1 rRNA gene (cut by a window edge) is annotated in these 336 nt (G+C 52.1%); it reads right to left on the reverse strand.

The window, feature by feature from the left end:
- Positions 1-336, reverse strand: a 23S ribosomal RNA gene (locus tag P1S59_14650) (its annotated part extends 254 nt beyond the left edge of the window); the annotation flags it as partial.

Here is a 336-nt window from a genome sequence, read left to right on the forward strand (position 1 = left end):
CCGAGTTTGTTTAGCCTTTCACTCCTACCCACAGTTCATCACTGCCTTTTTCAACAGACTAGTGTTCGGCCCTCCACTCCGTGTTACCGGAGCTTCAGCCTGACCATAGGTAGATCACTCGGCTTCGGGTCTACCGCACCATACTCAACGCCCTATTCAGACTCGGTTTCCCTCCGGCTTCGGTACTCCAATACCTTAACCTTGCATGATACGGTAACTCGCAGGCTCATTCTACAAAAGGCACGCCGTCATCAGACCGAAGTCCAACTCCGACCACTTATAAGTCCACGGTTTCAGGTTCTATTTCACTCCCCTCCCGGGGTGCTTTTCACCACT

This window comes from bacterium, from assembly GCA_029210965.1.
Lineage (GTDB): Bacteria > BMS3Abin14 > BMS3Abin14 > BMS3Abin14 > BMS3Abin14 > JALHUC01.